The organism is Paenibacillus sp. URB8-2 (assembly GCF_013393385.1).
Lineage (GTDB): Bacteria > Bacillota > Bacilli > Paenibacillales > Paenibacillaceae > Paenibacillus_AQ.
The window spans coordinates 4258370-4284294 of sequence record NZ_AP023239.1 but is presented as its reverse complement, the minus strand read 5'-3'; the positions used below and the strand labels follow the sequence as shown (position 1 = coordinate 4284294).

Below are 25925 nucleotides of genomic sequence, written 5' to 3'. Positions count from 1 at the left end.
TGTTGGATACTACGGAACGAGTTCATTTTATAGGGATCGGCGGTTACGGGATGAGCGCTATTGCCCGTGTCATGTTAGAGATGGGGTATACCGTAACGGGCTCCGATGTGGCCGCCCAGGAACTGACGGAGAAATTGATAGCCAAAGGCGCAAAAGTATATATCGGCCATACGGCGGAGCAGGTAAAGGGCGCCGATCTGGTCGTCTATTCCACGGCTTTGTCGAAGGATAATGTGGAACGGGTGGAAGCGGAGCGCCTGAATATTCCGATTCTGCACCGGTCGCAGATGCTGGCCCGGCTGCTTAACGAGCGCAAGGGTGTAGCCGTAGCCGGAGCGCATGGCAAAACAACGACCTCGTCGATGATTGCCCTCGTCATGGAAGAATGCGGGGTTGACCCTACGTATATTATCGGCGGGGAGATTATGAACGTAGGTACGAATGCAAAGGCAGGCCAGGGGGAATTCGTTGTGGCCGAAGCGGACGAGAGCGACGGTTCTTTCCTCCAGTATCATCCTTGGCTTGCGATTGTCACGAATATTGAAGCCGATCATCTTGAGAATTACGGCGGCGATTTCGAACGCCTGAAGAGCGCATATGCGCAGTTCATGAGCCAGCTGCGTGCGGACGGCACGGCGATTGTCTGCGCGGACGACGAGACCGTCATCTCCCTTCTTCCCAAGATCAAAGCGGATGTGACAACCTACGGCATCCGCTCGGAGACGGCGGACTATACCGCGACGGACATTGCGCTCGGCGACCGCCAGGTAACGTTTACGATGAATCACAAGGGAGCGACGCTCGGACGGATCGAGCTGTCGGTGCCCGGCCAGCATAATCTGTACAACGCGATGGCCACGGTTATCGCTTGCCTGAAGGCGGACATTCCGTTTGCGGCTATCGCCTCGGCCATCGTGAAATTCAACGGGGCCAAGCGGCGTTTCCAAGTCCTCGGCGAAGCGGACGACATTCTCGTAATTGACGATTACGCCCATCATCCGACGGAGATCCAGGCGACAATCAGCGCGGCCAAAGCGACCGGCAAGCGGATTATTGCGGTCTTTCAACCGCAGCGCTACACACGCACCTTTTTTCTGCTTGACGCGTTCAGCCGGGCCTTCGGCGAAGCCGATGAGGTCATCATTACCGATATCTACTCTCCGGCAGGCGAGAAGCAGATCGAGGGCGTGACTTCCGCCAAGCTGGTTGAACTGATCATTCAGAACAGCAACCCCGGAGCACGCTATCTGCCGACCAAAGAAGATGTTCTTGCGGATCTCAGGGACCGACTGGCGCCCGGTGATCTTGTAATCACCATGGGAGCAGGCGATATTTGGAAAGTCGGATACGCGCTCGCGGACAACCTTCTGAAGCGCGGAGCCTCGAAATAAAGCGGAGCCGCATCCGCAGAATAATGCGCCGCATTTGAGGCGATGACGCTTGCGGTTTTGCAAATGGACAGAACGCATTCTCTTCACGATTTCGGAAGAAGGGGATGCGTTTTTTCTTCGATGATTCCCCATAAATCGACAGATATTAGCATCATGATATGGTACTGTTTTACTAATATTCTTTTTACATAGTGTTTGCAGCCCGTCATTTTACGCACATATGTGGTGGTGAACGTCGTATGGATTTCCAACTGGACATAAGAACAATACTGATTACGCTTATCCTCGGAAATATGTTCATGGTGCTGCTTATCGCCGCATACCGTTTCCGCTCTCTCCACGATAAAGCGACTTCATTTTTTGCTGTCTCCAAATGGCTGCAGGCGGCTTGCTGGCTGCTGGTGATGATACGGGACAGTCTTCCCGGGCCGCGATTTGTTCTGCTCAGCAATGCGCTGATGCTTGGAGGCGGCGGGCTGGAAATCATCGCCCTGCTGATGATGGCGGAGGGGTTCGGCGCGGACGCTAGACGTTACTATAAGGTCATCACAATCTTGAGCGTGCTGAGCTTCGGATTGATTTATTTTTTCTATAATTCGGACAACCTGCGCATCGCTTCCGCTTCCCTGGCGGCAGGGCTGTTCATCGCATTCCCCGCTTACCGCTTTACCGCAACCCGAGGAGGATCGCCGCTTCAGACGGTTATGGGATTGGTGTACACGCTGCTTGCATCCATCTTGCTCGCCAGGGCTTTTGCAGCGCTTTTCTCGGAGCGGAATATGAATGTATTCTCGCCGGGGCTTGCCCAGCATCTCTACTATATCGGCATGTTTTTGATCATGATTCTGGGAACCGTCGGCTTTGTTCTGCTGTCAAAGGAACGGTCTTACGACGAGCTTAGAAGGATGGCGAATGTCGATGAGCTGACCGGAATTCTGAACCGCAGGGCATTTATTGTACAAGCGCAGCTTGCCGCTGCCGTCGCGGCCGAGCGGAGAGTGCCGATATCTTTTCTGCTGATCGATATTGATCATTTCAAGCTGGTCAACGATAATTACGGGCATGTCGCCGGTGACAGCGCTCTCCGGAGTTTTGCGGCCACCGTGGAGTTTCGTTTGGGCCCCAGAGATTTGTTCGGCAGATACGGGGGCGAAGAATTCGCGGTTCTGCTGCCAGGTGCGGACGAGGAAGAAAGCGACCGGAAAGCGGAGCTGCTGAGACAAGCCGTAATGAATTCGCGGATTGAAGGCCACCCTCTCCAATATACGATCAGTATAGGCGTGATTACCGTTATCCCGGGCAAAAAGCCGCAGCTGGATTTACTGTACAAGCTTAGCGACGCCGCTCTCTACAAAGCGAAGCAGGATGGAAGAAACCGTGTGGTCCGAAGCCGCTGGCCGGAAGAGCCGGAGACGAGTTGACCCGCCGCTCCTTATCATGCCCCCGTTTGCCGTCAGGCAGGCGAGGGGCTGTTTGTTATGCATTGAATAGCCGGATAACCGTGACTTATACCCGATATAATCAACAACTATTTAACAACCTCCATCTCACGGCTCTATAATAGGACCATAATATAATTCCTAGTTAACTCATTGGATTATATATTGATGAATGGGGTGGAGACATGGCACAGAACAACGGCAAAGCCAAAAAAGTGATGCTGCTCGGGCTCGACGGCGCGGACCCGACACTCGTTGCGCGTTACATTGCACAGGGGAAACTGCCCAATTTCAAAAAAGCGCTGAATCTCGGGGTATCGACAGAGGACCTCAGCATGCAAAGCGTGCTCCCGGCAATTACCCCGCCCAATTGGGCGTCGATCGCTACAGGCGCTTATCCGAACACGCACGGCATCACCTGCTTTTGGAACCATACGCTCGGCAATGAACTGGATGTGCTCGATTACGGTTTCGATTCCAGCCTGCTGAAGGCCGAAACGATTTGGGAGGCTTATGCGAGAGCGGGCAAGAAGAGCATTATTTTCAATTATCCGACCTCCTGGCCGCCTCAGGTGAAGGACGCAATCTACGTCGACGGTACTAGCATCTATACCAATCTTCGCGGATATATTGATTACGAGAAAATATATGAAGGGGAAACCGGGGATTTTGAATTGATCGAGATTCCACATATCGTGGACAACACCGGCGCCAACTGCCGCTTCGAAGGCGAGGAGACGACGCAAAAAGCCGAGATCAGCAAGGACACCTACGAAGGCTTCGGCTACACACAGCCGGGACTCGTAACAACAACCCAGGACGGCGAACTCTCCGCCGATGTCCCGACGGCCGATCAGATCAAGACGCCGATTAAGCCGGCATCCGGCTGGAAGAACGCTCCGCAGGGCGCGCGGGAGTTTATTGTTCCGGTCAACGGCGGAGCGGAGCGGCGCTGGGGATTGCTCACAGCCGACGACGGCGTTACTTACAACCGTATTGCCATTTATTCGTCCAAAGAGAGCGAAGTCCCTCTCGGCGATGCGGCATCCGGAGAATGGAGCGATTGGATTTACGACCGATATACCATTAACGGTGAAGCGGTGGATGTGGCTTATAAAATCCGTGTGCTGGAGCTTGACCCTTCAGGCGAGAGCTTTACGTTCTATTCCTCCTACGTGCTCGATCTGAAGACGGGAAAATACTTTTACCCGCAGAGCATCGGCGAGGAGCTGTACACCAATGTCGGCCCGATGCTGCAGCCTTCCAATTACAGCCGGTTGAACCCGCAGGCCGACGGTGTGCTGCTGGAGTCGATCGAGGAAATGTACCGCTGGCATGAGGGCGCCATCAATTACCTGCTGGACAACAAAGAGTGGGATTTGTTCTACACCCATATGCACGGCATCGACATGTTCATGCACTTCTATCTCGATCATACGCTGGAAGCCGCCTCACCCGAGTATGAACGCTACCAGGAAATCGTCTATAAAATCTATGAAATCACCGACCATTTTATCGGGGCGCTGCTTAATCGGCTGGACGGCGAAACGGCGATATTCATCGTATCCGATCATGGCGGCGTAGCCAAAAATCCGGAAACCGATCATCCGCTGATCGGCGATATGTGGGGGATCAACGTCGGGATTCTGGGACAACTGGGCTACACGCAGCTCAAGGAGGACGCTTTCGGGGCTAAAGAAATCGACTGGAGCCGCACCACGGCCGTCGCCCAGCGCGCAACCTTCATATATTTGAATGTAAAAGGCAGAGACCCTCAAGGGATTGTCGACCCGGCCGATTATGACAAGACGGTGGAGAAAATTATTGACGATCTGTACAGCTACCGCGATCCGAAGACGGGCAGAAGAGTGATCAGCTTTGCGCTGAATCGCAATGATATGGAAGTGGTTGGCCTTGGCGGAGAGAACAGCGGCGACATCTTTTACATTCTGGAGCCCGATTTTACCCGCTGCCACGGCAACGGCCTCAGCAACCACACCTTGTCGGGATATTCCATGAAGGCGCTGTTTATCGCACTCGGCGCAGGAGTGAAATCCGGCGAGACGATTGACCGCAAAGTCAAGGTGGTGGATCTTGTGCCGACCATTTGCGAGTTGACCGAAACGCCGGTTCCGCGGAATGTGGAAGGCGGGGTTATCTATCAAATTTTGAGCGGGGAAGGAAATCCATCGCCGCAGCGGGAAAATGAAACCGAGCAGCCTGTTCCTGCCGGATTGGGCGAATTGATCTAATCATCTTCGGAAAATAACAGCCGACCGTTTCGCAATGAGCGGCACTTCTCCTCTATAATCTTTATCCTAGTATTCACATTGGATTTATAATATACTATGGATTACTAAAGGGTAAAGAGGGAGAAGCGCATGCGTGTGGAACAGCTCTATCATATCGTGGCGATTGCGCAGACGGGTTCGATTTCACTTGCCGCCGAACGTTCCTACATTTCGCAGCCTGCGCTGAGCTCCTCGGTATCCAAGCTGGAGACGGAGCTCGGAATTACGCTCTTCAAACGCACCAATCAGGGAGTGCATCCTACGGAAGTTGGAGAAGCGGTTATTAAGAAGGCGATGGAAGCGATCGGCCTGCTGGAAGATATCCGCTCCATCGCGGAGGAGAGCACGCAAACGCTGACCGGCAGCATTCATTTGGCGGTAGAGCCGTTTATCAGCAACTCGATAATGGTCAATACGTTGACCGCCTTCAAAAACCGGCACCCCAATGTCAATGTGCTGATGAAGGTGGGAGAATCCAATAACAATTTGCGCGACATCGCGGCGGGCAAGGCTGACTTCGGGGTTCTTATGAAAACCGGCAAGCATCCCGAAGAAAAGGATCTGTGCATCAAAGAGCTGTTTGGGGATCAACTGGTGCTGATGGTCAGCCGCGAGTCGTCTTTGGCGGCGCGTTCCTCGGTGACGCTTGCGGAGGCGATGGCCCAGCCGCTTGTGTTGTACAATACCGAATTCGCCACCGATTGCGGCGTATCGGAGCTTTTGAGAAAGTATGGCACCTTCCATGCGGCTTACCGGCTCGACAGCTTCCCCATGCTGGAAAAAGTCATATCCCTGAATGAATGCTCCGCATTCGTTCCGAAATTCATGAGTGAATACTTTGTCAACCGGGAGAGCATTGTGCCGCTGGACATATCCGACACGCGGCTCGATATTTCCATCGTTCTGGCCTGGAGCAAGCGGCATCATCTGTCGCTGATGGAAAAAGAGATGATGGGGACGATCCAGTCGTTCTGTTCGATGTTCCATTTACCGGTTAAAGGAGCAGAACTGTAAGTGAAACAAAAGCTGCAAAGTCCGGATAGCCCGACTGGAAACAAGGCGGCCTGGATGGTTGTGATTACCGGAGGGCTGATAGATGTAGTCTGGGCGGTTCTGCTGCAATTTTCGGAAGGATTAACCGTACTTTGGCCGAGTGTATTCGCATTGGCCGCCATAACAGTCAGCTATTTTTTGTATGTATTGTCGTTAAAGCTTCTTCCGGCCGGAACAGCGTATACAGTATTTACCGGGATCGGAACGGCCGGGACAGGGCTGATCGGCATCCTATTCCTTGGCGAGCCTGCTGGGGGCTGGAGAATTTTTTTCATCGGAATACTGCTTGTGGGGATCGTAGGACTGAAGCTTTCGTCCGGATGCGAGACGGCTTGGAAAAAAGGCGGTGATCCAATCTAATGGCCTGGATTTGGCTGCTGCTTGCCGGAGCGGTCGAGGTAATCAGCGTTCCGCTGCTTAAGGAATGGCAAAGACGGAGACAGAAGGGATGGGCCGCGGCCGCAATTGCCGCTCTGGCGCTAAGCGTCTATGCGCTTTCCCAGTCGCTGTCTTCCATCCCGGTCGGAACGGCTTATGCGGTATGGACCGGAATCGGCTCCACGGGAGCCATTGCAACCGGCATTTTCCTATATGGAGAATCCGTAAATCCGCTGAAGCTGGCATGCATGGTTTTGATCGTCATGGGAATGGTCGGACTCAAGCTGACCTCGTAACAATAATGATATCTTCAAGAATGGGGAAAGGGACGCAAATATGATGCAGACAAAGATACGGGAAACCAGGACAAGAGAACGAGGAAGCGGCAAATCGGACCGGCCGGTCCATCCATCTTTCACAGGAAAGTGGCTGTACCGCTGTATTTCCGTCGGATCACTGCTGGTTGCAGCACTGATCTGGGCGCTGGCAAGCGGCCGCGGCTGGGTGAATCCCCTGTTTCTCCCTTCTCCGCATACGGTCTGGGCCGCCTTCACGGATATCCTTCATGAGGGGTACAAAGGGGAGAGTTTGCTAAGCCATATCGGGGCAAGCATGCGGAGACTGTTTCTTGCTCTTGCCGCCGCATTCGCAACCGCAGTGCCGCTGGGCGTTTTATGCGGACGCTATCGCTGGCTGCGGGCAGTCTTTGATCCGTTTATCGAATTTTACCGTCCGCTCCCGCCACTGGCCTATTATACGCTGCTGATTCTCTGGTTCGGTATTACCGATGTGTCCAAAGTCATACTGCTGTTCCTGGGAGCGTTCGCGCCATTGTTCATTACTTCCGTATTCAGCGTTCAGCGTCTGGGCGGCGAAGTGATCAACGGGGCCAAATCGCTTGGCGCAAAGGGCTGGAGACTCTATGTCTTTGTCATCTTTCCGTCCATCCTTCCCGAGCTTCTGACCGGGCTGCGTACCGCTGTTGGCATCAGCTACGCCACACTGGTAGCCGCGGAGATGGTGGCCGCCGTGTCCGGCGTCGGCTGGATGGTGCTGGACGCCAGCAAATTTCTGAGAAGCGATATTATGTATCTCGGCATTATTATCATGGCGCTGATCGCGATTGTTATTGATCTGTGCATTCGCGGACTGATCCGGCGCGTGTCGCCATGGATTGAGCAATAGAAAGGTTCACGCAGTTGATGTACTAGACGTACTAAAGGGAGAGAAAACAGGAAATGAAACAACCTAATAAATTTAAATGGATCTTTGCACTCAGTCTATTTGCTATGCTGCTCCTATTATCGGCCTGCGGGAACAATGGCGGAACGGCAGGCGGCAATACTGCCGGGGATGCAGCGGCAAGCGCAGCGCCTTCCCCGGAAAATTCGGCCGGGCCATCGGCGGCGGCTTCTTCGGACCCGGCGGGCGCGGCAACAGGAGAACTGCCCAAAGAAGTCCGAATTGGTTATCAGGTGTCTCCAAACGGTGAGCTTTTAGCCAAATCGCTCGGCCTGCTCGAGAAGAAATATCCCGACATTAAAATATCCTGGCTGAAATTCGATTCCGGGCGTGATGTCAATGTGGCGGCGGCCAGCGGCGGCATCGACTTCGGACTGGTTGGCACTCCTCCCGGATCTTCGGGCATTGCTCAAGGACTTCCATACCAGATCTATTACATTCATGACGTTATCGGCAAGAGTGAAGCACTGGTCGTCAAGAAGGATTCCGGCATCAAGTCGCTTCAGGATCTCAAGGGCCATAAAATCGCGACCACCTTCGGCTCCACTTCCCATTTCAGTCTTCTGTCCGCGCTGAAGCAGGAAAACATCGACCCGTCCACGATAACCATCCTCGATATGCAGGCACCCGATATTGTCGCCGCATGGCAAAGGGGAGACATTGATGGCGCTTATACCTGGCAGCCGAGCCAGTCTAAGCTGACCGAGGACGGCGGTGAAGTCATTATCAGTTCCGCCGAGGTTGCGGCCAAGGGCGGCATAACCGGAGAGTTCGGCGTTGTCCTCAAGGATTTTGTCGACAAGTATCCGGATTTCGTCAAAGGATATATCTCCGTGCTGGATGAAGCGGTGAAAACCTACCGCGAGCATCCACAGGAATCGGCGCAGGCGCTGTCCAAGGAACTGGGATTAACGCCGGAAGCCACTCTCAAAGCGATGAATGAAATCATCGTGCTTGACGCTTCCCAGCAGACCTCGCCGGAATATATGGGGACACCGGACAAGCCGGGAGCATTCGGCCAACTGCTGAAAGACACCGGAGATTTTCTGGTGGAGCAGAAATCGATTACGGCTTCGCCGGATTTATCCGTATATCAACAAGCGCTGCGAAACGATCTTTATCCGGTCAACTAATCTAAGCGCGTCGGGACAGTTATTTTAGCGGAAGGAAGGAGAGGCACTATGATCTTGGAGGAGCGGCTTGGCGGCCAGGAGATATTGAGCGCGGGAGTTTACGGGGAAAATGCACAAACATCGGAGGGCGCAACCGCCGCCCGGAGTGCTTCCTCCGATACAAAGGCCTTGACTGACCGGGGGCACGGTATTGTGCTTGAGGGAATTGGGCTGTCCTACCGCGGCGGAAAGGTCCTCAAGCAGGCGCTTGACGACATCAATATGAAGCTTGAACCGGGCGAGCTTGTGGTGGTACTGGGTCCCTCAGGATGCGGCAAAACCTCGCTGCTGAACATCATCGCTGGGTATCTGCGGCCTACCCGGGGGACGATCACCATCAACGGACAGCGCCATACCGCACCCGATTCCGATGTGGGTGTCGTCTTTCAGCAGGCGAATCTGTTTCCGTGGCTGTCGCTTGCCCGGAATATCGAGTTCGGCCTGAGGATGAAAGGTATGCCCAAGGCCCGGCGCAAGGAACGGGTGGCGGACTTTCTGGAAATGATGGGCCTGACCTCTTCGGCGGGTCTGCTGCCGCATCAACTGTCGGGTGGCATGAAGCAGCGGGCCGCCATTGCCCGTACGCTCGCGACTGAGCCGGAAATCGTCCTGCTGGACGAACCCTTCAGCGCGCTCGACGCCCTAACCCGGGAGAACATGCAGGCGCATTTGCGCCAGATTTGGAGCCGGACGGGGAAATGCATGTTTTTCATCACCCACGATGTGGACGAAGCGCTGCTTCTGGCCAGCCGCCTTGTCGTTATGCATCCCGGACCGGGCCGGATTGTGGAGGATTTCGCCAATCCGCTGACAACCGGAGAAACGCAGCGTCCATTCAGCGAGATAAGGGCCAGCCAGGAATATACCGTATTGCGGCAGTTTTTGGTCTCGCGAATCGGCGGACATTAGGCGGTCAACGGTCACTTGAAGGGCACAATCGGAGGACTCCCATTTTCCTGTTTAAGGAAGATAGGGGTCTTTTTCTCATTCTTGCAGGAAGCCAGTTCATTCACTGCTGAGATTAGAACAAACTGTATCAGACTTGTTAAAACTTGTTGAAAATTGTTTGATGTTTTTCTGAAAATCGCCCTGTTTTTTTGCCTTATTCTCCCAGAGTGCTATAGTTAGGTAAGGGCAAATAGTACTAATCGTTTGCCGTGCTATCTAATTCTTTCAAATTTACACGTACAGAGGAGATGCACGAAAATGAGTAGAGTTGACGAAAAAGTGGCGTTGGTGACTGGCGGAGGACAAGGAATTGGCCGGGCTATCGCGATTCGACTTAGTCAAGACGGATTTGCTGTTGCTGTAGTGGACCTGAATGAGGACAATGCGGGCAAAGTCGCCCGGGAAATCGAAGCGGCAGGCGGTCGCTCCATTGCGCTGAAGGCCGATGTCTCGAGCCGTGATCAGGTATTTTCTGCAGTGGAGGAGACGGCCGCGAAGCTGGGAGGTTTCGATGTTATTGTCAATAACGCCGGTATTGCGCCTGTAAAAATGCTTGAAGAAGTAACGATCGAGGACTTGGACAAAGTATTTCATATCAATGTGGCCAGCGTCGTCTGGGGAATTCAGGCTGCGACGGCCAAGCTGAAAGAACTGGGACATGGGGGCAAAATCGTCAATGCCTCTTCGCAGGCCGGCCATGTTGGCAATGCGAGTCTCAGCGTATACTCCGCATCGAAATTCGCGGTGCGTTCGCTGACGCAGACCGCCGCTCAGGAGCTGGCGAAATACGGAATCACCGTAAACGCATATTGCCCCGGTATTGTTCAGACGCCAATGTGGGGTTCTATAGATAAACAAATCACAAGCTCCAAAGGGGAAGAACAAGGCGAAGCAACCAAGGAGTTCGGCAGCAAAATTACGCTCGGACGCCTGTCAACGCCGGAGGATGTCGCTGCTTTTGTTTCCTTCCTGGCAGGGCCCGATTCGGATTATATGACTGGTCAATCGCCGCTGATTGACGGCGGGATGGTTTTCCTGTAATCATACGCATACTTCTCTACCGTCTATCATATCTTTTCTTATAGACTGGACAAGGTGAGGTGGACGGATTGAGTAACGGTAGAATGACGTTCCGGTTCGATGCCGGAAAGGACAAGCCGAGGGAGCTTCAGCCGGAATCCGGACCGGAAAAGGCGAAGCTGGAGCAGCAGGCGGAAGTATACAGTCTGGACGAGGTCCGGCGTACGGCCGGGGGAAGCCGGCCGGGAAGAACCTTGGACCCTATACATCCACGGGGCAGATTGCAGGATCGCGAATATCGGTTGGAGGAGCTGGAACAGGCTTACAACAATAACAAGAAAACCGCCGGCAGCGGCGTAGATTCGGACGACTGGGACGATGACAACCGAGATGGGCGGGACAGTGAAGGTGCTGTGGACAGAGAGCTGCTGCGCGATTCGTTTCTTCGCTCCCGGCGGATCGGAGATTTCCGGGAGCGACAGCCGGAAACCGATGTGAGCTATGCCGATTTCGATTACAGCTCTCCGGCGTTCACGAAAGACGATAGTCCACCGGCTAAAGGTCCTTTGGGGGAATGGCCGGAGGAGACGGAAGACGCCGGCGGGGGATACTACACAACCCGGCGTTCCTCTTCCTGGTGGAAGTTCCCGGCTTCGGTCGCGGGCGCCATCGGCATCGGCTTAATGCTTGGATATGCCGCGCTGACTTTTATCGGCGGAGTCCATAACGGCGATTCCGCCGATACGGCATCGTCAAATTCAGCCGTGGGTCAGCATACCGCGGGCAATGCGGCAACCGCCCCGGCGGTTCCCGTACAGGTGGCGTCACAGAGCTATTATCTGCTCCAGTACGGGGTGTTCAGCACACCGGAAGGAGCGGCGCAGGCGAAGCAGGAGCTGGTGAGCGCCGGACTGGCCGCTGGAATCGACCCGGAGGACGGCAACCGGGTGTACGCCGGACTGTCATCCGACCGGGAGCAGGCGAAGCTGCTCGGGAGCAGGCTGGAGGCGCAGGGCATTGATCTGTATGTTAAGGAAGTAACACTTCCAAACGAAAGCAGGCTTGTATATAACGGAGACGGGGAAACGGTGGCCCAGTATTTTGAAGCCAGCGGAGCGCTGCTCGGCGAGCTTAGCTCTCTCTCCGCGACGCTGCTTGGCGGCGATACGGCGGCGGATACGACGAAGGTAAGCGATCTCCATCTGCAGTGGACGGAAGCGGTGAAGGCGCTGGAAGCGGGACTGCCTTCCGAGGAACAGGCTGTAGCCAAGGAACTGGAGAAATCCGTAAGCCAGGGTGTATCGGCGATGAACGAATATGGTAAAAGCAAGGCCGACGGCCTGCTCTGGGAAGTCCAGTCTTCCATGCTCGAAATGCTCAGCGGCCAAAAACGGCTGATGGCCGCAATGGAACAAGGTTAGACAGAACCGGTTATGATCATGCGTTGACCGAATCCGGCGCGGAAGGGAGGGATCTCAATCCGCGCCGGATTTTGCGTTGTATTTCACTGTCTTTTCACCGTATAATAATGAAGATGTCACAAAGGTGAGGGAAGACGGTCGATGAAGAAGAAAAATATAGGTACGCTTCTGTTGTTTCTGATTCTGGGCTGGCTGGCCGGCTCCTGGATCGCCAGGCTGCTGCAGCCGGTTAAAGCTCTGTCGTTCCTGACAAAGTCAACTTTGATCAAATGGTCGCCGCAAGCCGACTTGGACATCATCAGCTATGACATTACGATTCGGTTGAAGCTATGTCTGCTCAGTCTGGTCGGCATTATTATAGCCGTTTGGCTGTACCGCAGAAAATAGCCGTTTAGCCTATGGAAAGGATAATACGACGTGAACGACAACAGCATAACTCCGATCATTCTTGCTTCCGGTTCGCCTCGCCGCCGGGAGCTTTTATCATTACTGGGACTTCCCCTTGAGGTTATACCGAGTGAAGCCGATGAGAGCTTCCCGCCGGAATGGGAGCCGGAACGCATCGTAAGCGAGCTTGCTCTCCGCAAGGCGGAAGCGGTTCTTCCGCTGGCGGGCGAACGGGACGCCATCATCGTCGGAAGCGATACAATTGTCGTCTTGGACGGCCGGGTTCTCGGCAAGCCGGTTGATGCGGAAGACAGCAGGGCAATGCTGGCCGCCCTGCAGGGAAGAAGCCATAAGGTATATACGGGCGTGGCCTGCATCAAACTTGGGGACGGCAGGAATGATACTCTTCGGCCGGAAGTCACAGATAATAGCGGTAGCCAATCGGTGCGGCTGGGGGACCTTGGACAATACAGTGTTCTCTCGGAATCGCCTGATGGCGAGCCTGTCGTTATGGCCGGTTATACGGAAAGCAAGGTCACGTTCCGGCCGATGTCGGAGGAAGAAATCGAAGATTATATCAAGACGGGCGAGCCACTGGATAAGGCGGGTTCGTACGGGATACAGGGGATTGGGTCCGTTTTTGTTGAGAAGATTGAAGGCGACTTTTACAGCGTAATGGGGCTTCCTCTGAATCTGCTGTATCAAATGCTGCTGAAATACAATGTCTGTCCTTTCAAAATCGGCTAAGGCGCAGGCAGGACACAAACGGCCGGCGGAGCCCGGCTGAACTGCAGCATTTCGGAAACGGCTTCCGAAGGATGCGTTAATCCATGGACTCTTTCATGCCGGTAAAACGGCCTGGAGGAGTCTTTTTGCATCGCTTGATGCCGTGATTTGGTAATCCTTCCCCTGCCCGATTTATATTTGTATTGAGCAGGCTTTACCCGTATAATGATTGAGGGTGTAAGATATTGGCGTTGCCTGAAGGGATTTCGGGCTTGTCCGGTATGTATAAGCAATGAACTATCACATTTATACAGCAATACCGCGTTATCTGCGGCTGAAAGGAAGAGAACAGGGATGGAATCGTCGACGTTTATGCTGCGAGACCTTCCCCATGAAGAACGACCTAGAGAGCGCATGATGCAATATGGGGCGGAATCACTCAGCCAGACCGAACTGCTGGCTATTCTGCTGCGGACGGGAACCCGCCGGGAATCGGCGATTCATGTCGCGCAGCGCATATTGGGACAGGTAGGCGGTCTTCGCCGTCTGGCCGACCTTAGCATTGAAGAAATGATGCAAATTAAAGGAATCGGTCCCGCCAAAGCCGTACAGCTGAAGGCCGGTATGGAGCTGGGACGCCGGATGGCGAATACGAGGCTGGATCAGCCGGTTACGATTCGCAGCCCGCATGATGCGGCGGACATTTTGACCGAGCAGCTTCGTTATCTGCAGAAGGAGCACTTTGTCTGCCTGTTTTTGAATACAAAAAATCACGTAATTGCGCAGGAAACGCTGTCCATGGGCAGTCTCAACGCCTCCATTGTTCATCCCAGAGAGGTGTTTCGGGCAGCCATCAAATGCAGCAGCGCTTCCATAATATGTGCGCATAACCATCCCAGCGGGGACCCGACGCCGAGTCCCGAGGATATTGCTTTAACCCGGAGACTGCTTGAGGCGGGAGAAATTGTCGGAATCGACGTTCTCGACCATCTGATTATCGGAGATGACGGATTTATCAGCATGAAGGAACAAGGTCTTATGTAAAATTAAACGATGCACATTGACAGGGAAAGGGAGTTTACAGCATGTTAGGTGGCTTTACAAAAGATTTGGGAATCGACTTGGGAACGGCAAATACACTGGTTTACGTCCGCGGGAAAGGCATTGTGGTCAGAGAGCCTTCCGTTGTGGCGATCCGTACCGATACGAAAACGATTGAAGCCGTAGGGGAATCCGCCAAAAAAATGATCGGCCGCACGCCGGGGAACATTCGCGCCATCCGTCCTATGAAGGACGGGGTTATCGCCGATTTTGATACAACTGCTACGATGATTAAATACTTTATCCGCCAGGCTCAGAAGCAGCGGTCCGTGTTCCAGCGCCATCCAAACGTCATGGTGTGCGTTCCTTCCGGCATTACCGCCGTGGAGCAGCGCGCCGTGGAAGATGCGACCAAGCAGGCAGGCGCCCGCGAGGCGTATATCATCGAGGAACCGTTCGCGGCCGCGATCGGAGCCGACCTGCCGGTATGGGAACCGACGGGCAGCATGGTCGTTGACATCGGCGGAGGAACGACGGAGGTTGCCGTCATCTCGCTCGGCGGCATTGTGACCAGCCGGTCCGTTCGTGTGGCCGGAGACGAAATGGACGAGTCGATTATCCAATACATTAAGCGTCAGTACAACCTCATGATCGGGGAACGTACCGCCGAACAACTGAAGATGGACGTTGGCTCCGCTATGCCGCTGGAAAAGGCAGAGACGATGGAAATCCGCGGACGGGACCTGGTAACCGGACTGCCTAAGACGCTCACCATCACATCGGACGAAATTTCCGAAGCGCTGGCCGATACGGTCAATGCGATTACCGAAGCGGTCAAGGTAACGCTGGAGAAATGTCCGCCGGAACTTGCAGCCGACATTATGGACCGCGGGATTGTTCTGACCGGCGGGGGCGCGCTGCTGCGCAATCTGGATAAGCTGCTGGCGAGCGAGACCGGCATGCCCGTTATCGTTGCGGAGAATCCGCTCGATTGCGTAGCGATTGGAACCGGGAAAGCGCTGGACAATATCCATCTGTTCAAGACCCGCAGCAGCGGATCTTTTCGCACGAAACGGTAAGCAGGTGAGGAGAGGGAAGGACGAAGGGAACCTCTGGAGCGGGAGAGAAAAACGGTTGTTAGAGGGTGTTGAAACTGTTTAAGCTGTTTGGCAATAAGCGACTATTTATTCTATTGATTACGTTGGTGCTTTTTATTGTGGTCATGGGCTTCTCTCTCGGAACAAGAAAATCGCTGTCGTGGCCCGAGAACTTCGTCAGGGATACTACCGGTTTTGTGCAGAATCTCTTTTACAAGCCCGCTGGATTTGTAGCGGGCTTGTTTGAAGATATCGGCAACCTGAAGGATCTGGCCGAGGAGAACGAGCGGCTGAAGATCATCGCAGCGCAGTATACCCGGGAGAAAGCTCAATATAACCTGATAAAGGCCGAATATGAACACTATCAACGGCTGTGGAATTTAACGCAGGCGCAGAGAACGAAATATAATTACGAGTATCATTACGCTCAGGTGATCAGCCTGACGACGGAGCCGAGCAACAATTCGCTCGTTATTGATTTGGGGGCGCGGGACGGCGTCAAACCGAATATGTCTGTTATTTCCGAAAAAGGCCTGGTCGGCATCATCAGCCAGGTGAGCAACTTTACGTCGACCGTGAAGCTGCTGACGATGATGGACAGCAGCGATCCGAATTCACAGCCGCCGATCGCCGCCACGGCCATCGGCAAGATCGACCAGACCTTTGGCATGGTTGAGCGTTACGACCAGCAGACCGGTCGGCTCATTATGACCCGGATTGACGAGAAGGACCCGATCGCTGAGGGGGACACCATTATATCGTCCGGACTTGGCGGTCTCTATCCTAGGGGGCTAACGATTGGTACCGTCGAGAGCGTCAAGGACGGGGAGTTCGGGCTGACCAAGACCGCTGTCATCAAGCCGGCGGCTGAATATGAGGACTGGAAACAGCTGCTTGTCGTCTTTACTCCGGAGGGGCCGCAGTGAGAGCGCACAGGTCGGTCCTAGTTTTGCTGTTGTTTCTGCTGTTTATTCTTCAGGGCGCCGTGCTGCCCTGGCTCATACCGAATTCATGGGAAATGAGAATTGTCCCGAATCTCGTCTTTATCGTTCTATTATTCATAACGGTTTATCATCATCGGCACATGGCGCTGATGCTGGGGTTAAGCTTCGGCATGCTGCATGATATCATATTTTACGGAAGAATCATCGGAGCCCATTCTTTTGCGATGGGAGTGTCGGCCTATTTGATCGGCCTGATATTCCAGACGCCCCGCGCACCGCTGCCGCTGATGATGACTGTCTTACTGCTGGGAAGCTGGCTTGAGGACAGCATCCTGTTCGGCATTTACAGCATTTTCAAGTTGAACCGCGAGCCATACAACTGGGCGCTAATGAACCATATGCTGCCTACCATGCTTATTCATTTTGCCCTTGGGCTTCTGCTGTACATTCCTGTCCGCCGTCAGCTTGAGAAGCTGAAGAACGAGACGCGCAAGGAAGAGAAGGCGTAAAGGCCGGCGCAATTTCTCTCGGATAAAAGCAGGAACTTGAGGGGCGCGGCACGAATGAATGAGAATGGGGGGAGGGTCAAATGACAGTAAAATCCAAGCATGTACGGATCAAAGGCATCAAGGACGGCCTGGTCTTCCTGTTAGACGACAAATGTCCCTTTGAAGAGATGCTTGGCGAGCTTCGCTACAAGCTGGAGCACAGCCATCAAAATATTTTGACCGGACCAATCGTGCATGTGGATATCAAGATGGGCAAACGCTCGGTGACTGAGGAAGAAAAGGAAGCGGTGCTGGATATTTTGCGCGGACAGGGCAACTTGCTGATTCGGTCGGTCGAGGCGCAGGATGCCGTGAAACCGGGGAACGGAAGCTCACTGTATGTAATGAGCGGAATTCTTCGTTCCGGGCAGGTGCTGAACCATAAGGGAGACTTGCTCTTTCTCGGGGATGTGAATCCCGGCGGCGCGATTACCTGTACAGGAGATATTTTTATTCTCGGGGCTCTGAGAGGCGTGGCTCACGCGGGAGTGGAGGGCAACGAAGGAGCGGTTATCGCGGCTTCCGTGATGGCTCCGACCCAGCTTCGCATAGCCGAGATAATCAGTCGCCCCCCGGATGAATGGGAAACCCGTGAGAGCAGCATGGAGTTCGCTTTTTTGTCGGAAGGTGTCATGCAGATCGACAAAATACACAACATCGTCAAGCTGCGTCGGGATTTAAATGTGTTTAAAGGGGTGTAGCCTCATGGGAGAAGCGATCGTTGTTACCTCCGGCAAAGGCGGCGTGGGCAAGACGACCACAACGGCCAATATTGGAACCGCGCTTGCGCTGCAGGGAAAAAAAGTATGTCTCGTTGATACCGACATCGGGCTGAGAAACCTGGATGTCGTTATGGGACTCGAAAATCGAATCATTTACGATTTGGTGGATGTAGCCGAAGGCCGCTGCCGTCTCGGGCAGGCTTTGGTCAAAGACAAGCGGTTTGACGAGCTGTATATGCTGCCGGCCGCGCAGACAAAGGACAAAACTTCAGTCACCCCGGAACAGGTCAGAGACATCGTGCTGGAGTTGAAGAAAGAGTATGAATATATTCTGATCGATTGCCCTGCTGGGATCGAGCACGGCTTCCGCAACGCGATCGCCGGCGCCGACAAGGCGATTGTCGTGACGACGCCTGAGCATGCGGCCGTGCGCGATGCCGACCGTGTGATCGGACTGCTGGAGCAGTCCGAAGTGCAGTCGCCCAAGCTGGTCGTCAACCGCATCCGGCCTGGACTTATTAAATCCGGCGACATGCTGGAAGTCGAGGATATTCTGCAGGTGCTCAATATCGACCTTCTTGGGATCGTGCCGGATGACGAACTGGTGATCAAGGCCGCCAACCTCGGAGAGCCGACGGTTATGAATCCGGATTCGGGCGCAGCCATCGCCTACCGTAACATTGCCCGCCGCATATTGGGCGACGCGGTACCGCTCATGCAGCTGGACCGCAAGCCTGGCACATTCAAGAAGCTGAAGAAATTTTTCGGTCTGGGCTAACGCCTTGGGCCGGAGGCCCCCGAAACGCATCAGTCCCGGATACCACGTTCTTCAGTGGTCATCCGGGACTGTTTTGTTTTTGCGTCAGGCATGGGATGCAGCTCTTCGCGTGTGGGAAAGGGACGCTTGTTCTAAAATACCTTCATTCCCTCATAGGATGGTATAAAACAAGCCCGCCGGAGGGATGGATATGGGTCATAAACCAAACGCAGGGAACTACCGTAAGGAGCATATCCGCAATTTGCCGAACACCAAGCAGGACTTCGCCAAACCGCCGCGGTTCGGCATGCCCGAGGACAGCGGCGCGGACGATTGGCGGGGATTCCAGAACGGGAGTACGGGCGAGCCCGATCCCGAAAAGCTTTGGAAAGAGCGGCGCCAGGACTGGAACGATGAAGGGAGACGGGAGAAGCCTCGCTTCCTGTCCGGATTGATCCGGCGAACGGTCATCAGCTGTCTTTTGTTCGGGACGGTATGGGGGATATTCGCGGTGCAGCAGCCCTGGGCCTATCGGGCGCAAAATTTCATAACGGGTGCCCTTAGCAAGGACATGGACTTTACTTCGGTCCGGGCGTGGTACGAACGTTATTTTGACGGCGCTCCGGCATTTATTCCGATATTTGGGGATAGTGAGACGGCTCGGAAAGCTTCGGTTCATCATAAGCTTGCTCCGCCGTTGACAGGCAGTATTGTCAAGCCGTTCGCTTCTACGCTTAAAGGCGTTGAAATTATACCATCGGCCGGTTCATCCGGAAGCGTAACGGTCAAGAGTGTAGATATGGGAAGGGTGCTGTCCGTTTCTAGAGAAGCGGAAGGAGGCATTCGGGTAACCGTTCAGCACAGCGGCGGAATTACCGCCGAATACGGACATTTAAGCGGAACGAAGCGGAAAGCGGACGACTGGCTTCAAAGCGGAGATACCGTGGGATGGATGGAGGAAACCGGCGCTTCTTCAACCAATCTGCTTTATTTTGCGCTTATACAGGACAAGGCTTATATCGATCCGGCGGAAGAGATCGGCTTTGATTAGGGTCTGGGGCATTTCCTTTTCCCTGCATCCGCTGCTCGTAATCATCATGCTGATTTCCGTGCTTACCGGGCAGTTTCTCGAATTGCTTACGCTTTTTGCCATCGTTCTCGTTCACGAATTGGGGCATGTCTGGGCGGCGCTCCTTGCAGGTGCCACTGTCAAATCGGTGCAGCTGCTCCCGTTCGGGGGAGTCGCGGTTCTCGAGGACAACGGGAAGCTGACCGCTTACCGTGAAATCGGAATTGCGCTTGCGGGTCCGCTGCAGAACGTCCTGATGATTCTGGTCGCGGCGGCATTGAGGGAAATGGGCTGGGGCAGCGCCGCTTTTATGACTTATCTTATTCACGCCAATCTCATCATTGCCCTGTTCAATTTACTTCCGATTTTGCCGCTTGACGGGGGGAAAATCGTACAGGCTGCAGTCAGCCTGCAAGCACCTTATTATTCGACTCTGCTGTGGTGCGGAAGAGTTAGTATATTCGCAAGCGCCTTGACGGCCGTGTACGCCCTGCTGCCCTTGGAAAGCGGAGGCGGACTACGGCTTAATCTGCTGATGATCGCCGCTTTTCTGCTGTATTCCAATATAACGGACCACCGGAACCTTCCTTTCCGGTTTATGGCTTTTCTCATGAGCCGGGAGGCCGTTTATGAACAACATATGGACAAAGGCACTCCGGCACGCCCGATAGTTGCGCCTCTTGCGAAACCTTTGGATGATATTTTGCGTCTATTTAAAAGGCACCAGTATCATTTGATCTATGTGCTTGACGCCAAGGGAGGCGTGATGGGGGTCGTACCGGAACAGCGTCTGCTCTCATCTTATTTTGGAATGTGATTATTTCTACGAGAGTGCGGTCGCTGTCCTAAAAAGGAAATGAAGCCGTTCTTCTTATGTAAGCCAGAGGTGAAGCCATGAAACAAATGATCGTTCACTGCTCTCAGCATATGACCCGGATGGCCCTTCTGGAGGAGGGGAGACTGGTGGAATATGCGGCGGAGCGACAGGAACAGCAGGGACTTGTTGGCAGCTACTACAAAGGCCGGGTAATGAATGTTCTTCCAGGCATGCAGGCTGCTTTTGTCGATATCGGTCAGAAAAAAAACGCGTTTCTATACGTCGATGATGTGCTGCATCCGCATTTGGAGAAGCAGCCCAAAGTAAAGCCCTCGATTGATACGCTCCTTCGTCCCGGACAGGAAATCGTCGTTCAGGTCAGAAAAGAGCCCAGAGGTAACAAGGGAGCCCGGGTCACCACGCACTATACGCTTCCCGGAAGATGGATGGTATACATGCCGTTTGCGGAATACGTCGGGGTTTCCAAAAAAATCGGACGCGAATCCGAGCGCAGCCGATTGAAGGCGCTGGGCGAACGTTTGCGGAAGAACGAAGAGGGCCTGATTATACGCACCGTTTCCGAGGACGAGCCTCCCGAAGCGGTGGAAGGAGACCTTTCCATTCTGCGGGCGCAGTGGAAAGGGATTATGCGTCGCGCGCAGAAGGTGGAGGCCCCTGCTCTTCTGCACAGCGACCTCAGCATCGTTCAGCGTTTCATCCGCGATACGTTCGATCCTCTGAGGGACGAGCTCCTGATCGACTCGCAGCAGGCCGTCCGGGAGGCCGAGACCTTCTTAAGCGAGATGGCTCCGGATGGGTACAAGCCGGTGGAACGGTACACCGGAAACTTGTCGATCTTTGCCGCATATGGAGTGGAAGAGCAGCTGGAGCGAGGTTTCAGCCGAAAAATCACGCTCGACGGAGGAGCGACGCTGATCTGGGATGAGGCGGAGGCGCTGACCGTAATCGATGTCAATACCGCCCAATATACGGGCGGAGCGTCACTGGAAGAGACGGTTACGCGAACGAATCTTCTTGCCGCGGAGGAAATCGGGCGCTTGATCCGGCTTCGGGATACCGGCGGGATTATCGTCATCGACTTCATTGACATGGAACTGGAGGAGCATCGTAAAATGGTTGTTGGCCGGCTGGAGAGCATCGTAGGCCGAGACCGGACGAAGACGCACATTTTGGGCTGGACCCGGCTGGGGCTTCTGGAGATGACGCGAAAGAAAGTGCGGCATGACGCGCTGGAGTTCTCGTCTCGCCTATGCGAATGCTGTGGAGGCACCGGGAGAACGCCGCTGTGGAAACCGGGCCAGGGATAGCTTATTTATAAACGTTGACTATTTCAGTTCTCCGTGCTATTATCTATAAGTATGTGTCCGGTTTATTATTTTCCTGCACATGCTGTAACCGCTCCGATCGGGTAATCAAGCGCGATTCCGAAAGGGAGAGCCACCTGGACCAGGCGAGTCTGAGACATGAGGAGGTGCAAAACCAATGTATGCAATTATCGAAACTGGCGGCAAGCAATACAAAGTCCAAGAGGGCGACGTATTGTTCATCGAGAAGCTTAACGCGGAAGACGGAGCAAGCGTAACGTTTGATCGTGTCCTGGCTGTATCGAACGAAGGCGGTCTGACGGCGGGAACTCCGCTCGTAAACGGCGCTTCCGTAACGGCGAAGGTCGAGAAGCATGGTAAAGGTCAGAAGGTTGTCGTTTATAAATACAAACCGAAGAAGAACTACCATAAGAAGCAGGGCCATCGTCAGCCTTACACGAAAGTAACGATCGAGAAGATTCAAGCGTAAGAAGGTGCGTTAATGATTAACGTGCGGATTACGAGGTCTTCCTCTCAAGGCGCGATCCTCGGTTTTGCCGTAAAAGGCCATGCCGAGTATGACAGAAAGGGTAGAGATATCGTATGTGCCGGCGTTTCGACCGTAACGGTCGGTACCGTCAATGCGATTGAAGCCTTAACTGGAGTCGTGCTGGATTCGTCCCTGAAGGACGGGTTTCTCAGCGGGACGCTGTTGTCGATTGAAGACCCCGAGACTGCTGCCAAAGTGCAGCTGCTTATGGAATCCATGGTCGTTATGCTCAATACGATTGCAGAGTCGTACGGGAAGTATATTCAGATACAGGAAGTCATTATTTGAAGAAGGAGGTAGACAGCATGTTGAAATTGGATCTTCAATTGTTCGCATCGAAAAAAGGTGTGGGTTCCACAAAGAACGGACGCGATAGCCAAGCGAAACGTCTTGGTGTGAAACGCGCCGATGGTCAAGCCGTAACCGGCGGAAGCATTCTGGTGCGTCAGCGCGGAACGAAAATTCACCCCGGCACAAACGTGGGAATCGGCAAAGACGATACTTTGTTTGCCAAAGTGGACGGCGTTGTGAAGTTCGAGCGCCTGGGCCGCGATCGCAAGAAAGTGAGCGTCTACCCGGTAGACGTCGCTCCGGTAGCGGCGGCTCTGGAAGCGTAAGCTTACGGACCATAACTGCTAGTAAAGCCTCCGGCGATCATGCCGGAGGCTTTTTTTCAAAGAAATAGGGAACTGGATCTGGGAAGATCTTACAACCTCTTGGTGAATTTGCGGGAATTCCTATGGTATACTGGTAAACATGAAATGATCTGGTTACGGTAGAATGCTAACAATTCGCGAACGCAAGGGACGGGGAAGACAGTATGAAATCCTGGAAAAGCGCAATAGGAGCAGCGATGTTGTCGGTAGCGTTTCCTTTGGGTCTCGCCTGTATATGGCCGACGCTTTGGACATGTCTATTGCTTGGCTTGTGGGCAGTTGCTGCGGCTTTATTCAGCGTTTTAACGGTCCGTCGGCATTTTGAACGGGAACTATGGAAACAGGAACGGATTCTGCAGCAGACAGCGATTCGGACGCTTAATCATCACCGTCATGACTGGATGAATGATCTCCAAGTGCTGTACGGTTATATTCAGCTCGGCAAGCCTGATAAATCGGTGCAGTGTGTGGAAAGAATAAAGGAACGCATCGCGCTGGACAGTCGGATCGCCAAGCTCGGTATTCCTTCGCTGGTCTTCTACCTTCAATCCTTCCGGACTGTGGGCGGCAGCCTGCAACTGGATATCGAGGTGGAAGAAGGGTTGCATCTGGAAGACATGCTGACGCCCGAAGCCGGAGATGAGCTGACCTCGGTTATTGTGCAGATGGTCAGAGCCTGTCAGTTCGGCGGAATGGCCGCTCAAGGCGAGACCCGCTCGCTGCGTCTTACTTTTAAACGGGATGAAGGGGACATCGTAATCGTATTCGGCAGCGATGGTCTGCGCGGGAGAGCGGAGTTGTTCCAGAAGCAGATATTTAATATCGTGCAGGGCAAAATTGTAAAAGCGGAGCGGTTGACGGCCCATAAGTCGGACTTTCAGCTGCGCCTGCCGATGGGAATGTGAAGGAAGGTGAGACATCCATGTTTGTAGATAAAGCGAAGATATTTGTAAAAGGCGGCGACGGCGGCGACGGTCTGGTGGCGTTCCGCCGCGAGAAATATGTGCCGGAGGGCGGTCCGGCCGGCGGCGACGGCGGCAAGGGCGGCGACGTTATTTTCCGCGTGGACGAAGGCCTGCGGACTTTGATGGATTTCCGCTATCAGCGGCATTTTAAGGCTCAGCGCGGAGAAAAAGGGCGCAACAAGAGCCAGCACGGCGCGGGAGCCGAAAATATGATTGTCCGTATTCCGCCGGGAACGGTGCTGATCGACGACGATTCCGGCGAGATCATCGCTGATATGACGCGTCATGGCCAGGAAGTCATTGTGGCCCGCGGCGGCCGTGGCGGCCGTGGCAACATCCGGTTCGCGACGCCGAATAACCCCGCTCCCGAGCTTGCGGAGAATGGGGAGGAAGGTCAGGAGCGCTACGTTGTGCTTGAGCTTAAGGTCATGGCGGATGTGGGGCTCGTCGGCTTTCCCAGTGTAGGCAAATCGACTTTGCTGTCTGTTGTTTCGGCGGCCAAGCCAAAGATTGGCGCTTATCATTTTACTACCATTACGCCAAATCTTGGCGTGGTTGACGTCGGGGACGGCCGCAGCTTTGTCATGGCGGATCTGCCCGGGCTGATCGAAGGCGCCCATGAGGGCGTCGGTCTCGGACATGAATTTTTGCGTCATGTCGAACGCACGCGAATCATTATCCACGTAGTCGATATGGCCGGTTCGGAAGGACGAGATCCTTTTGAGGATTGGGTGAAGATCAACGACGAGCTGAAGCAGTACAATGTAGGGCTTGCCGATCGTCCTCAGATTGTGGCGGCCAATAAAATGGACATGGAAGAAGCGCAGGAGAACTTGGCTTCTTTCCGTGAGCGCGCCGGCAGTGTTCGGCCCGATCTGGAAATCCTTCCAATCTCCTCACTCACCCGCCAAGGGGTGCAGGAGCTGCTCTACCGCGCCGCCGATCTGCTCGATTCCATCCCGCAGGCTCCGGCCGTGGAGGAAGTCGTAGAGAGCGCCGAGCGCAAGGTGTACAAGCTGAATGCGGCGGAGGACGATTCGTTTACCATCACTCGCGATAACGAAGCCTTTGTCGTCAACAGTCCGAAGATTGAGCGGATGCTCAAACGGATGCAGCTTAATTCGCATGATGCGATCCTCAAGCTGGCGCGGACACTGCGGCATATGGGCGTTGACGAGGAATTGCGCAAACGCGGAGCGGTAGAAGGCACTATCGTGCGGATCGCTGATTTTGAATTCGAGTTCGTCGAGAACAGCAGCTACTATTAATTAAATAATTAAGGCACGCAATCAGGCGCCTGTATTGGTTTTCCGTTAGGGAAGACCGTGCAGGCGCTTTTTTCTTGCTTTTTTCAAAGAATGGATCGTACATGGGGTGGTCCCCGGGGGGATACGGCTGAAACAGAAGTTGAATTTCGGAGAACAACGGTTTTGTGAAAAGTATTGCAATTCCTTCTGAATAACCTTATAATGTCCACTATGTAAAAACAAAAGTCTTTGAGGAGAGGACGTTTGTGAAAGAACGTTATTATTTGGTTCGTGAAGATATTTTGCCCGAGGCGGTGCTGAAGACGATGCAGGTCAAGCAGCTGCTGGAAGCCGGCGATGCCAAGACGGTGCATGAGGGCGTGGAGCAGGTGGGTCTCAGCCGAAGCGCTTTTTACAAATACAAGGATGGCATCCATCTGATTCACCAACTGGAAAGGGAGCGCATCGTAACGATTTCGATGGATCTCGAACACGAGTCCGGTATGCTGTCCAAGGTACTCGGAGCCGTAGCGGGGCATGGAGCCAATGTGCTGACCATTCATCAGAGCATTCCGCTGCAAGGGTGGGCGAACGTTGTCCTTTCCATTGAGATTACCCATTTGAACGATGAGCTTGGAGACATGCTGGACAGCCTAAAGGGGATGCCCGGCGTCAAACGCGCTTTGATTGTAGGACAGGGTTGACGATGGAAGCGTCTT

At 54.0% G+C, this 25925-nt stretch carries 28 protein-coding genes and 1 other annotated feature; all 28 genes read left to right on the top strand.

Going from position 1 to position 25925, the window contains the following annotated elements:
* Positions 1-2 precede the first annotated feature (2 nt).
* On the top strand, positions 3-1391 hold the full coding sequence (murC, locus tag PUR_RS19815; RefSeq protein ID WP_179036723.1) for a UDP-N-acetylmuramate--L-alanine ligase: 1389 nt from the start codon (positions 3-5) through the stop codon (positions 1389-1391).
* A gap of 239 nt (positions 1392-1630) precedes the next feature.
* Positions 1631-2812: a GGDEF domain-containing protein gene (locus PUR_RS19810; RefSeq protein WP_179036722.1), complete on the top strand. Its 1182-nt coding sequence runs from the start codon at positions 1631-1633 to the stop codon at positions 2810-2812.
* A gap of 203 nt (positions 2813-3015) precedes the next feature.
* Positions 3016-5082, top strand: a complete 2067-nt coding sequence (locus tag PUR_RS19805; protein WP_179036721.1) for an alkaline phosphatase family protein — start codon at positions 3016-3018, stop codon at positions 5080-5082.
* A 129-nt stretch (positions 5083-5211) separates the two neighbouring features.
* Positions 5212-6135: a LysR family transcriptional regulator gene (locus PUR_RS19800; RefSeq protein WP_179036720.1), complete on the top strand. Its 924-nt coding sequence runs from the start codon at positions 5212-5214 to the stop codon at positions 6133-6135.
* The gene (locus PUR_RS19795) at positions 6136-6534 is read left to right on the top strand and encodes a DMT family transporter (RefSeq protein ID WP_197970099.1); all 399 of its coding nucleotides are present in this window, start codon (positions 6136-6138) and stop codon (positions 6532-6534) included.
* The gene (locus PUR_RS19790) at positions 6534-6848 is read left to right on the top strand and encodes a DMT family transporter (RefSeq protein WP_179036719.1); all 315 of its coding nucleotides are present in this window, start codon (positions 6534-6536) and stop codon (positions 6846-6848) included. The genes PUR_RS19795 and PUR_RS19790 overlap by 1 nt, the downstream gene beginning before the upstream one ends.
* A 40-nt stretch (positions 6849-6888) precedes the next feature.
* Positions 6889-7737 carry an ABC transporter permease gene (locus tag PUR_RS19785; protein WP_232101574.1) on the top strand — a complete coding sequence of 283 codons (849 nt, stop codon included), beginning with the start codon at positions 6889-6891 and terminating at the stop codon, positions 7735-7737.
* Between the two features lie 53 nt (positions 7738-7790).
* Positions 7791-8927, top strand: coding sequence for a taurine ABC transporter substrate-binding protein (locus PUR_RS19780; protein WP_232101573.1), 1137 nt, complete (start codon positions 7791-7793; stop codon positions 8925-8927).
* Positions 8928-8975: 48 nt separating this feature from the next.
* The gene (locus tag PUR_RS19775; protein WP_179036717.1) at positions 8976-9875 is read left to right on the top strand and encodes an ABC transporter ATP-binding protein; all 900 of its coding nucleotides are present in this window, start codon (positions 8976-8978) and stop codon (positions 9873-9875) included.
* A 297-nt stretch (positions 9876-10172) separates the two neighbouring features.
* Positions 10173-10955 (top strand): (S)-acetoin forming diacetyl reductase, encoded by a 783-nt coding sequence (locus PUR_RS19770; RefSeq protein WP_179036716.1) that lies wholly within the window; start codon positions 10173-10175, stop codon positions 10953-10955.
* Between the two features lie 68 nt (positions 10956-11023).
* A complete protein-coding gene (locus PUR_RS19765) occupies positions 11024-12355 on the top strand; it encodes an SPOR domain-containing protein (protein WP_179036715.1) in 1332 nt (443 codons plus the stop codon).
* 141 nt (positions 12356-12496) lie between these two features.
* A complete protein-coding gene (locus PUR_RS19760; protein WP_179036714.1) occupies positions 12497-12742 on the top strand; it encodes a DUF4321 domain-containing protein in 246 nt (81 codons plus the stop codon).
* 30 nt (positions 12743-12772) lie between these two features.
* A complete protein-coding gene (locus tag PUR_RS19755) occupies positions 12773-13489 on the top strand; it encodes a Maf family protein (protein ID WP_179036713.1) in 717 nt (238 codons plus the stop codon).
* Positions 13490-13822: 333 nt separating this feature from the next.
* Entirely contained in the window at positions 13823-14512 is a 690-nt protein-coding gene (radC, locus tag PUR_RS19750; protein ID WP_179036712.1) for a RadC family protein, read from the top strand.
* Between the two features lie 41 nt (positions 14513-14553).
* Entirely contained in the window at positions 14554-15588 is a 1035-nt protein-coding gene (locus PUR_RS19745; protein ID WP_179036711.1) for a rod shape-determining protein, read from the top strand.
* Positions 15589-15653: 65 nt separating this feature from the next.
* Positions 15654-16532, top strand: coding sequence for a rod shape-determining protein MreC (gene mreC, locus PUR_RS19740; protein ID WP_179036710.1), 879 nt, complete (start codon positions 15654-15656; stop codon positions 16530-16532).
* On the top strand, positions 16529-17059 hold the full coding sequence (gene mreD / locus PUR_RS19735) for a rod shape-determining protein MreD (protein ID WP_179036709.1): 531 nt from the start codon (positions 16529-16531) through the stop codon (positions 17057-17059). The genes mreC and mreD overlap by 4 nt, the downstream gene beginning before the upstream one ends.
* 80 nt (positions 17060-17139) lie before the next feature.
* Positions 17140-17799 carry a septum site-determining protein MinC gene (locus PUR_RS19730; protein WP_179036708.1) on the top strand — a complete coding sequence of 220 codons (660 nt, stop codon included), beginning with the start codon at positions 17140-17142 and terminating at the stop codon, positions 17797-17799.
* A gap of 4 nt (positions 17800-17803) precedes the next feature.
* Complete coding sequence (minD, locus tag PUR_RS19725) at positions 17804-18598, top strand: septum site-determining protein MinD (protein ID WP_124695198.1); 795 nt, start codon at positions 17804-17806, stop codon at positions 18596-18598.
* Positions 18599-18788: 190 nt separating this feature from the next.
* Complete coding sequence (locus PUR_RS19720; protein WP_179036707.1) at positions 18789-19628, top strand: M23 family metallopeptidase; 840 nt, start codon at positions 18789-18791, stop codon at positions 19626-19628.
* Complete coding sequence (locus tag PUR_RS19715) at positions 19621-20463, top strand: M50 family metallopeptidase (protein ID WP_179036706.1); 843 nt, start codon at positions 19621-19623, stop codon at positions 20461-20463. Before PUR_RS19720 ends, PUR_RS19715 begins: the two co-directional genes overlap by 8 nt.
* A 77-nt stretch (positions 20464-20540) precedes the next feature.
* Entirely contained in the window at positions 20541-21791 is a 1251-nt protein-coding gene (locus PUR_RS19710; RefSeq protein ID WP_179036705.1) for an Rne/Rng family ribonuclease, read from the top strand.
* Between the two features lie 76 nt (positions 21792-21867).
* Positions 21868-21952 (top strand) — a sequence feature (ribosomal protein L21 leader region).
* Positions 21953-21966: 14 nt separating this feature from the next.
* Positions 21967-22278 (top strand): 50S ribosomal protein L21, encoded by a 312-nt coding sequence (gene rplU, locus PUR_RS19705; RefSeq protein WP_179036704.1) that lies wholly within the window; start codon positions 21967-21969, stop codon positions 22276-22278.
* 12 nt (positions 22279-22290) lie between these two features.
* Positions 22291-22626, top strand: a complete 336-nt coding sequence (locus PUR_RS19700) for a ribosomal-processing cysteine protease Prp (RefSeq protein WP_179036703.1) — start codon at positions 22291-22293, stop codon at positions 22624-22626.
* Between the two features lie 17 nt (positions 22627-22643).
* Entirely contained in the window at positions 22644-22955 is a 312-nt protein-coding gene (gene rpmA / locus PUR_RS19695; RefSeq protein ID WP_124695202.1) for a 50S ribosomal protein L27, read from the top strand.
* A 203-nt stretch (positions 22956-23158) separates the two neighbouring features.
* On the top strand, positions 23159-23899 hold the full coding sequence (locus PUR_RS19690) for a Spo0B domain-containing protein (protein WP_179036702.1): 741 nt from the start codon (positions 23159-23161) through the stop codon (positions 23897-23899).
* 17 nt (positions 23900-23916) lie between these two features.
* The gene (obgE, locus tag PUR_RS19685) at positions 23917-25227 is read left to right on the top strand and encodes a GTPase ObgE (RefSeq protein ID WP_179036701.1); all 1311 of its coding nucleotides are present in this window, start codon (positions 23917-23919) and stop codon (positions 25225-25227) included.
* Between the two features lie 245 nt (positions 25228-25472).
* Entirely contained in the window at positions 25473-25910 is a 438-nt protein-coding gene (locus PUR_RS19680; protein ID WP_025336025.1) for an ACT domain-containing protein, read from the top strand.
* Positions 25911-25925: the final 15 nt, after the last annotated feature.

Bases quoted from the DNA above. Each gene is read 5' to 3' on its own strand.
- PUR_RS19810 (WP_179036722.1), top strand. From the start codon at position 1,631: ATGGATTTCCAACTGGACATAAGAACAATACTGATTACGCTTATCCTC.
- PUR_RS19805 (WP_179036721.1), top strand. From the start codon at position 3,016: ATGGCACAGAACAACGGCAAAGCCAAAAAAGTGATGCTGCTCGGGCTC.
- PUR_RS19800 (WP_179036720.1), top strand. From the start codon at position 5,212: ATGCGTGTGGAACAGCTCTATCATATCGTGGCGATTGCGCAGACGGGT.
- PUR_RS19790 (WP_179036719.1), top strand. From the start codon at position 6,534: ATGGCCTGGATTTGGCTGCTGCTTGCCGGAGCGGTCGAGGTAATCAGC.
- PUR_RS19785 (WP_232101574.1), top strand. From the start codon at position 6,889: ATGATGCAGACAAAGATACGGGAAACCAGGACAAGAGAACGAGGAAGC.
- PUR_RS19780 (WP_232101573.1), top strand. From the start codon at position 7,791: ATGAAACAACCTAATAAATTTAAATGGATCTTTGCACTCAGTCTATTT.
- PUR_RS19775 (WP_179036717.1), top strand. From the start codon at position 8,976: ATGATCTTGGAGGAGCGGCTTGGCGGCCAGGAGATATTGAGCGCGGGA.
- PUR_RS19770 (WP_179036716.1), top strand. From the start codon at position 10,173: ATGAGTAGAGTTGACGAAAAAGTGGCGTTGGTGACTGGCGGAGGACAA.
- PUR_RS19760 (WP_179036714.1), top strand. From the start codon at position 12,497: ATGAAGAAGAAAAATATAGGTACGCTTCTGTTGTTTCTGATTCTGGGC.
- radC (WP_179036712.1), top strand. From the start codon at position 13,823: ATGGAATCGTCGACGTTTATGCTGCGAGACCTTCCCCATGAAGAACGA.
- PUR_RS19745 (WP_179036711.1), top strand. From the start codon at position 14,554: ATGTTAGGTGGCTTTACAAAAGATTTGGGAATCGACTTGGGAACGGCA.
- PUR_RS19730 (WP_179036708.1), top strand. From the start codon at position 17,140: ATGACAGTAAAATCCAAGCATGTACGGATCAAAGGCATCAAGGACGGC.
- minD (WP_124695198.1), top strand. From the start codon at position 17,804: ATGGGAGAAGCGATCGTTGTTACCTCCGGCAAAGGCGGCGTGGGCAAG.
- PUR_RS19720 (WP_179036707.1), top strand. From the start codon at position 18,789: ATGGGTCATAAACCAAACGCAGGGAACTACCGTAAGGAGCATATCCGC.
- PUR_RS19710 (WP_179036705.1), top strand. From the start codon at position 20,541: ATGAAACAAATGATCGTTCACTGCTCTCAGCATATGACCCGGATGGCC.
- rplU (WP_179036704.1), top strand. From the start codon at position 21,967: ATGTATGCAATTATCGAAACTGGCGGCAAGCAATACAAAGTCCAAGAG.
- PUR_RS19700 (WP_179036703.1), top strand. From the start codon at position 22,291: ATGATTAACGTGCGGATTACGAGGTCTTCCTCTCAAGGCGCGATCCTC.
- rpmA (WP_124695202.1), top strand. From the start codon at position 22,644: ATGTTGAAATTGGATCTTCAATTGTTCGCATCGAAAAAAGGTGTGGGT.
- PUR_RS19690 (WP_179036702.1), top strand. From the start codon at position 23,159: ATGAAATCCTGGAAAAGCGCAATAGGAGCAGCGATGTTGTCGGTAGCG.
- obgE (WP_179036701.1), top strand. From the start codon at position 23,917: ATGTTTGTAGATAAAGCGAAGATATTTGTAAAAGGCGGCGACGGCGGC.